The 6,860-nt window shown below is 62.7% G+C and carries 6 protein-coding genes and 1 pseudogene; 5 read left to right on the top strand and 2 right to left on the bottom strand.

Annotated features, from left to right (window positions below):
- Window positions 1–893: pseudogene (locus IFY26_RS13565) on the bottom strand (transposase); the annotation flags it as partial.
- Between the two features lie 421 nt (window positions 894–1,314).
- On the opposite strand from IFY26_RS13565, the gene IFY26_RS13560 reads away from it, so the two are divergent.
- The 3 genes from IFY26_RS13560 to IFY26_RS13550 all read left to right on the top strand — a co-directional run bounded on the left by IFY26_RS13560 (window position 1,315) and on the right by IFY26_RS13550 (window position 5,516).
- Window positions 1,315–2,790 (top strand): sugar transferase, encoded by a 1,476-nt coding sequence (locus IFY26_RS13560; protein WP_232549542.1) that lies wholly within the window; start codon window positions 1,315–1,317, stop codon window positions 2,788–2,790.
- A 26-nt stretch (window positions 2,791–2,816) separates the two neighbouring features.
- Window positions 2,817–3,647, top strand: a complete 831-nt coding sequence (locus IFY26_RS13555) for a hypothetical protein (protein WP_232549541.1) — start codon at window positions 2,817–2,819, stop codon at window positions 3,645–3,647.
- A 537-nt stretch (window positions 3,648–4,184) separates the two neighbouring features.
- Complete coding sequence (locus IFY26_RS13550; protein ID WP_232549540.1) at window positions 4,185–5,516, top strand: ISL3 family transposase; 1,332 nt, start codon at window positions 4,185–4,187, stop codon at window positions 5,514–5,516.
- Window positions 5,517–5,543: 27 nt separating this feature from the next.
- Here the strand turns inward: IFY26_RS13550 and IFY26_RS13545 are convergent, their stop codons facing one another.
- The gene (locus IFY26_RS13545; protein ID WP_232549539.1) at window positions 5,544–6,083 is read right to left on the bottom strand and encodes a phosphotransferase-like protein; all 540 of its coding nucleotides are present in this window, start codon (window positions 6,081–6,083) and stop codon (window positions 5,544–5,546) included.
- A gap of 200 nt (window positions 6,084–6,283) precedes the next feature.
- Here IFY26_RS13545 and IFY26_RS13540 point away from each other — a divergent pair, with 200 nt between their 5' ends.
- On the top strand, window positions 6,284–6,604 hold the full coding sequence (locus IFY26_RS13540) for a transposase (RefSeq protein ID WP_232549538.1): 321 nt from the start codon (window positions 6,284–6,286) through the stop codon (window positions 6,602–6,604).
- Between the two features lie 74 nt (window positions 6,605–6,678).
- On the top strand, window positions 6,679–6,840 hold the full coding sequence (locus IFY26_RS13535; protein ID WP_232549537.1) for a hypothetical protein: 162 nt from the start codon (window positions 6,679–6,681) through the stop codon (window positions 6,838–6,840).
- Window positions 6,841–6,860 lie beyond the last annotated feature (20 nt).

Genomic DNA, 6,860 nt, shown 5'->3' with positions numbered 1-6,860 from the left:
TAGGCGAGGATGTCGGCGGCCCGCTTAATCAAGGTGCGGCCCAGGGTGATGACCTCGCGTAGGGCGCCGGGCACGCCGCTGCCGATAGCGGTGATGACGGCCTTCATGAGCGCCTTGCCCTTGGGTTTGTCGGGTTCACGTAGGCGGCGATCATCTGCTGGTAGACGGACCAGGTGGCTTCGACCTCGACGTGGTCGTCGCCGGCGAACAACGCCTCCAGCCGCGTCTTCTGCCTGGCGGTGAGTAGCCCGGCACCGGTGTGCAGGGTGCGCCGGGCGCGGTAGAGCGGATCACGAGCGCGGCCACGGTGGCCGTGCAGGGTCTGTTGGATCCGTCTTCGGCATTGGTCGAGGGCATCACCGGCCAGCCGGACGACGTTGAAAGGGTCCAACACCTCGCCTTTGCTGGTGTGCCGCCACACACGCTCGTCGACGCCGAGCACGGCGACGCCATCGAATCGGGCCTTGTCGTTGATCAGGACCCGGCGGCCCTCGGCCAACACCACGTCGTTGGCGGTGTTCCACGACACCCAAGCCCCCAGCGATCCGAGCGAGTGTGAGGTGCTGCACCACGATCCCCTCCAGCGCCCACCGCAGACCACGTCGACTGCCTGGCCGGCGGTTCGGCGGCGTGGCTGATGTCTTGTCGCCTCACGTGCCCACACTCGGTGCATCGGTAGCGCGGCAAGCTACCAGCAAGACGGTGGGGCGCCAGGCGAACGTCTCGTGCGCCGGCCGTCGGGTCGCGGTGTCCCGCGGTGTTCCCACGCACCCGCACCGTCGGCACCACTGGTCCGGGTCGACCACCCGGCAGGCCAAGACCGCCCGATGCGGTTCCACGTGTTGGCCGACGACCTCCGAGCCGAGCTCGTCGAGGCGGGTGAACGTGGTCAGGTCAGGCGAACGACGGTAGCGTTGGTCACGTCGGGCTCTTCCGGATGGGTGGCGTGAGAACCTCCAGTATCGGGAGGCCTCGAACCTCAAGCGCAGTACCGACGCCCCGCCACGATCACCCTGCCGCTACACCCTCAACTGTGATGACTTATGATGGCGGACGCCGCGTGCATGGACAACCGGGACCAGAACTGAGACCGCTGTGGTCCATGGTTCTGCTGACGCCGACCAGTAGACGCCCGCCCCCTCACCGTGACTATCCCAGTCATGCCCAGCCAAGACTTGCGTGCCTTACCTCTCGAGCGTTGGACTCCACATCGCCGTCTGCTGACGGCCCGTTCACAGCTCATGGATGCTACCTAGACCGCCTTGACATGGTTCACTCTTCTGCGACACCGTAATGGCGCGAAGGGAGCAGTGGATGGGTAAGGGAGATGTTCACTCGGTGGGGATGTCGGCGCACGCCGCAGGACAGCGCGATGTCGAACAGACGCAGCGACCCAGCAGCCAACCATGGCCCGCCATCAGCTTAGCCAGTGATATCGCTGCCTTAGCCCTTCCAGGCGCCGTCGTGTTGGCCTCTCCGGTCGGACAAGAGTGGGTGATCGCCAACGGCGTAGTGACCATAGTCGGAGCGGCCACAGTGCTGATGGTTTTGTGGATTGCGGCGCTGCACCTTCTGGGCGCGCACGGCACCAAGATCCGAACCACGACCACTGCACTCAGCCACGCCTCAGCCGCTGGCCTGATTTCGCTTGGCTTGACCTCAATAGGCTTCCTCATGCTCGATCAAAGGCTGCCGCGGAATTCTACCCTCACGCTTTTCGCCATCATGATGGCGACCATGCTTGCCCAGAGCTGGCTCCTAAATCGCCTCGTTAGCAGTGCGCGCAGGCGAGGCATCTTCACAACGCCCGTGCTTCTCGCGGGCAATAACAACCGAGTTGATGAAATCGCACGGGTGCTTCAGAGAGAACGATGGTTGGGCTACACGGTAGTTGGCGCGGTCGTGCCAGAGCCTGATATCGCGTTCACCCCATCCGGTTTACCCGTGCTCGGCGCTGTGGCAGAAACTCCTTCCCTCGTTGCTGATTATCGAGCAAGCGCTGTGATGTTCACCGAGGGATCGTTCGCTGACAGCGGTTCTTTCCGCCGCATGACCTGGGCGCTACAGGATCATAACGTGGATGCAATTTTGGTTTCCGGATTAACGGACATCAGCACCTCGCGGATCAGCGTTCAGTTGAGTGCGGGCCTCCACCTTGTGCATATTAGGCGACCCCAAGCGGCACGTGCCTCTTATAAGCTCAAGCGCCTACTCGACGTGATCGCCGCAGTATTCTTTCTCATTCTTTTTTCACCAACAATGGCCGCTGTCGCATTAGCGATAAAGCTTGAAGATGGTGGCCCCGCTATATTCAGACAGCAACGCATCGGGCTGCGGGGTGCGCAATTTGGTTGCTTGAAGTTCCGGTCGATGGTGGTCGACCCGGAGTCCCGGATGACAGCGATCATGAACCAAAAAGGGACGGCGAATAGAATACTCTTCAAGATGGCTGACGATCCGAGGATCACCAAAGTGGGGCGTTTTATCCGCCGCTATTCGCTCGACGAGCTTCCCCAGTTCTGGAATGTCCTTGAGGGAGACATGAGCATCGTGGGGCCACGGCCAGCTCTGCCTGGTGAGGTTGTCATGTACGACAGCGATGCCCGCGGAAGGCTCCGTGTCCGACCCGGGGTGACTGGCCTGTGGCAGGTATCAGGGCGATCCAATCTGTCTTGGGACGAGACTGTTAGGTTGGACTTGTACTATGTCGACAACTGGTCAATGTGGCTGGACCTGAGCATTCTTGCACGAACGGCCAAAGCGGTTCTCAGTTCGTCTGGCGCCTACTGATGAATGGAAATGCACGACCTCAACGCATGGGAGAAACGACCGAGAGAGTTGAACCGACAAAGCCTTGGGGTCGGCTGCTCTTGGTTATTATCGTCTTCACTTACTTGGTTGCTTCGTTGACAGCACTCCTCTTTGGACTGTTTCGGCAGTGCGAGGATCAGGTAGTCGAGAAGCAGGTGATCCTCGTGTGCCGCCCTCCTGCGCTGACGGACCCGCCCATTGCATGGCTCTCGGCTCTAGCGCTGGGAGCCGTCCTTGTCATATTGAATTACAGCATTAGCTCCATTTCGGTGGGAGGAGATAAATGGTTCGAGGTACGATTTTCCAAGGACTCTTCAACAGTGGAATCCACATCAACGTTTCTTGGAATTGCTAGCCCAGATGTGGGAGTCCGGGGGCTTGACTCATTTTTCTCCACGCATCAAGTTTCGGTCGTTCGGATGTTACTGCTGGGCGCGGCTTCTGCCGTCTCTGAACTCGATTCCTTCGTCTACTGCTTCTACTGCTTTGGAAAAGACCTAACCATAGGGTATGCGTGGGCGTCAGCTCACAGATCCTTTGCGGCCCCTAGAACGTTCGAGGGCCTGGTGGGATCTCAGATATTATTAGATTGGGCTCGGCGTAAGCGGGCCGATGAGGGCACTTCGAATGAGTGGGTAAACCACTCGCCCGAGGACATTGATAATTATCGTCTGTGCTACTTCACGCCGGTCAGGAAGCGAAGCGGAGAGCGAATGGGCGTGCTGGCGGTGATCGCAACCAAGGGAGACGGCGAGAACCGCTTACGGTCGGGCCCCGAGGCGATTCGTGTGCAGTTGGAGGCCGCTGCCCAAGTCGTCTCGACTGCCCTCGCCTGACAGAGGTGACATGTGCCGACACGTGACGGCGAAGCAGACGCCCCTACATCAGCGGGCTGAACGCGAGCGAGAGTGAAAGGCAATGAGGTGGCTCGCGAGGACCGCACCGAAGCGGAGCGAGGAGCGACCGCAGCGCGTGCGCCGACCGGAGCCAGGCGCCTTGATTTGTGAGAGGCTATACAGCAGAAGCCTGGCCGATGTACCATCATCGTGTTGCTAGCAGCTGCATCCGAGTCGTTGCGCTCGTTGCCAGGCGCCTCTCATGGCTGGTATAGATCGACACCGATGTTCCGGTAGGGTTTCTGCCTCGGTCCAGAGAGGAGACGTGGCTCGAATGGGAAGCCACGAGATCGAAGGAGCGTCGCTAGGCGCTGTTCCGCCCCGACTTTTTCACTACACAACCTCTGCGGGTCTTCAGGGCATTTTGGAGGCTCTTCCCAATCGAGGGTGGGTGGGTGACGGCGTGCGCTGAGCGGTGAGGAGCCTTGTTGTCGCGAGGATGTGGGTGTCGAATCCGATCCAGCAACAACAAGGCTCATGTCTGACGCTACCTCACCCACGCCGGCGTGCCCGCCGGTGACCCCGCCCGATCTGACCGTCTTCGCCCGCCTTGATGTGCTGGGGTTGCGGGTGACCGCCCAGCAGGTCTGGCCCGACAAGGCGATCCTGTTCTGCTCGCTGACCACCCCCGATGCCGGCTGCCCCGACTGTGGCCTGCCGGGCGTCGTGCACGATCATGTCCTGCGCCGCTTCTCGCACCTGCCGGTGGGCCGGAAGGTGACCTGGCTGCACGTCGATGTCCCCCGCTATCGCTATGCCGACTGCCGGCGATTGTGGCGCCAACCGCTGACCAGCGTCGCACGGTCGCGTGCGAAACTCACCCGGGCAGCGGACTGGTGGGCGCTGTCGGAAGTGGTCCTCGACCACACCCCGGTCAGCGGTGTCGCCGCGGTCCTGGACGTCAGTTGGGACACCGCGCATACCGCCGTCGCCGAGGTCGGCACCCGGATGCTGATCGGGCACCCCGAACGACTCGCCGGCGTCGAAGTCGTCGGTGTCGACGAGCATGCCTGGCGGCACACCGGCAAGGGCGACAAGTACGTCACCGTGATCATCGACCTCACTCCGGTCAGGGACAACACCGGCCCCGCCCGACTGCTGGACCTGGTCGAGGGGCGGTCCAAGCAGGCGTTCAAGACGTGGCTTGAAGCCCGAACTCAAGAGTTCCGAGCCCGAGTGCAGATCGTGGCCATGGATGGGTTCACCGGCTTCAAGACCGCCGCCGCCGAGGCCGTCCCCGACGCCGTCACCGTGATGGACCCCTTCCACGTCGTTGCACTGGCCGGCGACAAGCTCAACACCACCCGCCAACGCGTCCAACGTGAACTCACCGGCGAACGCGGCCGCCGCGACGACCCCCTCTACAAGGCCCGCCGCACGCTGCGCACTGGACGAGCCCTTCTGACCGACCGTCAGCAGACCCGCCTGGACGCCCTGTTCACCAACGACGACGTCGCCGCCGTCGAGGTCACCTGGCTGGTCTACCAAGACATCATCGACGCCTACCGCAGTGAGGATCGCCGCGCCGGCCGGCAGCTCCTCAGCCGAGTCATCGAACGCATCAAGACCGCAGTGCCGGCCGGTCTGGCCGAACTCGCCCAACTCGGGCGGACCCTGCACGCCCGCCGCGACGACATCCTCGCCTGGTTCGACCACCCCGGCTCCAGCAACGGTCCCACCGAAGCGATCAACGGCCGACTCGAACACCTCCGCGGCATCGCCCTCGGCTTCCGCAACCTCACCAACTACCGGCTCCGATCACTCCTCGAAGCCGGCGGATTCAGACCCCTCATCCATTCTCCTTCGTGAACAGCCGGCAAAGTCGCCGAGCCACAGCTAGTCCTGCAGTTGGGGCGCGAACTCATCGAAGACGAGTGCGGCGACTTCTGCTGAGGTCTTGTGGTCGGTATCGACGACGAGGTCGTATGACGGGAGCTGATGAAGTTCTCGCGCCAGCCGCTCTTGGTCGCCGAGATGCCAGGTCAATGCGCGGTGCTGGCTTGGGGTGTACCGTCCGCGCAGCCGTTGTTCTGCCACCTCCAAAGACGCGGTGAGGTGCACGATTCGAAGCGGCAGATCGAAGCACTTTTCGTAGCGATCCAGGTCCTCGTCCTTCGTGCACACTCCCGCGATGATCGGTGTCCGCGGACCCGTCTGGCGGTAATTCCTCCACACCGCACGAATGTTGTCGGCCTCCGTCAGGACGTTTTGAGGGTCAGTGGAAGCCGGAGGCCATGAGCGGTGGAACCAGTCCACATCGAAGAGGCTGAACGGAAGCTCGGCCTCGGCGAAGATGTCCGCGAGATGGTCGAGCGTCGAGGATTTGCCCACTCCGTACGAACCGTTGAGAAAGATCCCGAACTCACGACGTGTCATGACTGGGAGCCTAGTCTCGATTCTTCACGGACCTCGAGTGCACCCCTGTGCTCGGCGGTGCAGAGCTGCTTTAGGGCTCGCAGGAACTACTTCCGCGAGAGGTGGAGGCCTTCCCCCGGGTGGGCGGCGAGGGCGTGGTCGAGGGTGTTGCGCCCCGGGGATGATGGAGCGACTGAAGCCATGGAAAGGACTTCATCCTCATGCCTGCACCCCGTAAGTACCCGACCGAGCTGCGCGAGCGAGCGATCCGGATGGTCTTGGACGCTCTTGAGGACGGTGACCAGCCCCGGCGCGGGGCGATTCGCCGGGTCGGAGAGCAGCTCGGAATCAACCCCGAGACCCTTCGCGGTTGGGTTCGCCAGGCGCAGATCGATTCCGGCCAGCGGCCCAGGACCGCGACCGATGACAGCCAGCGCATCCAGGAGCTGGAGAAAGAGGTCCGCGAGCTGCGGCGCGTGAACTCGATCCGGAAGTCCGCGTCGGCTTTCTTCGCGACGGATCCAGGCCGCCCCTCCCGCTGACCTGTCCGTTCATCGACGACCACAAGGACGACTTCGGAGTCGAGCCGATCTGCCAGACCCTGCGCGAAGCGGGCGTGGCGATCGCTCCGAGCACCTACTACGCCCGCAAGACCCGCCCCGCCTCCCTGCGCGCCCAGCGCGACGAGGTCCTGAAAGGGGAGATCACCACGGTGCACCGGGAGAACTACGACGCGTTCGGTGCGAGGAAGATGCACGTCGTGATAGTGCCCCGCTGAGTGGTGGGCTTTCGAGGGAT

It is taken from the genome of Propioniciclava soli, assembly GCF_014858005.1.
GTDB lineage: Bacteria > Actinomycetota > Actinomycetes > Propionibacteriales > Propionibacteriaceae > Propioniciclava > Propioniciclava soli.
Note: the sequence above shows the minus strand (reverse complement) of the source record. Positions and strands in the feature narration are given on the sequence as shown.

Coding starts and splice junctions, on each gene's coding strand:
- IFY26_RS13560 (WP_232549542.1), top strand. CDS start 1,315: ATGGGTAAGGGAGATGTTCACTCGGTGGGGATGTCGGCGCACGCCGCA.
- IFY26_RS13555 (WP_232549541.1), top strand. CDS start 2,817: ATGGGAGAAACGACCGAGAGAGTTGAACCGACAAAGCCTTGGGGTCGG.
- IFY26_RS13550 (WP_232549540.1), top strand. CDS start 4,185: ATGTCTGACGCTACCTCACCCACGCCGGCGTGCCCGCCGGTGACCCCG.
- IFY26_RS13545 (WP_232549539.1), bottom strand. CDS start 6,083: ATGACACGTCGTGAGTTCGGGATCTTTCTCAACGGTTCGTACGGAGTG.
- IFY26_RS13540 (WP_232549538.1), top strand. CDS start 6,284: ATGCCTGCACCCCGTAAGTACCCGACCGAGCTGCGCGAGCGAGCGATC.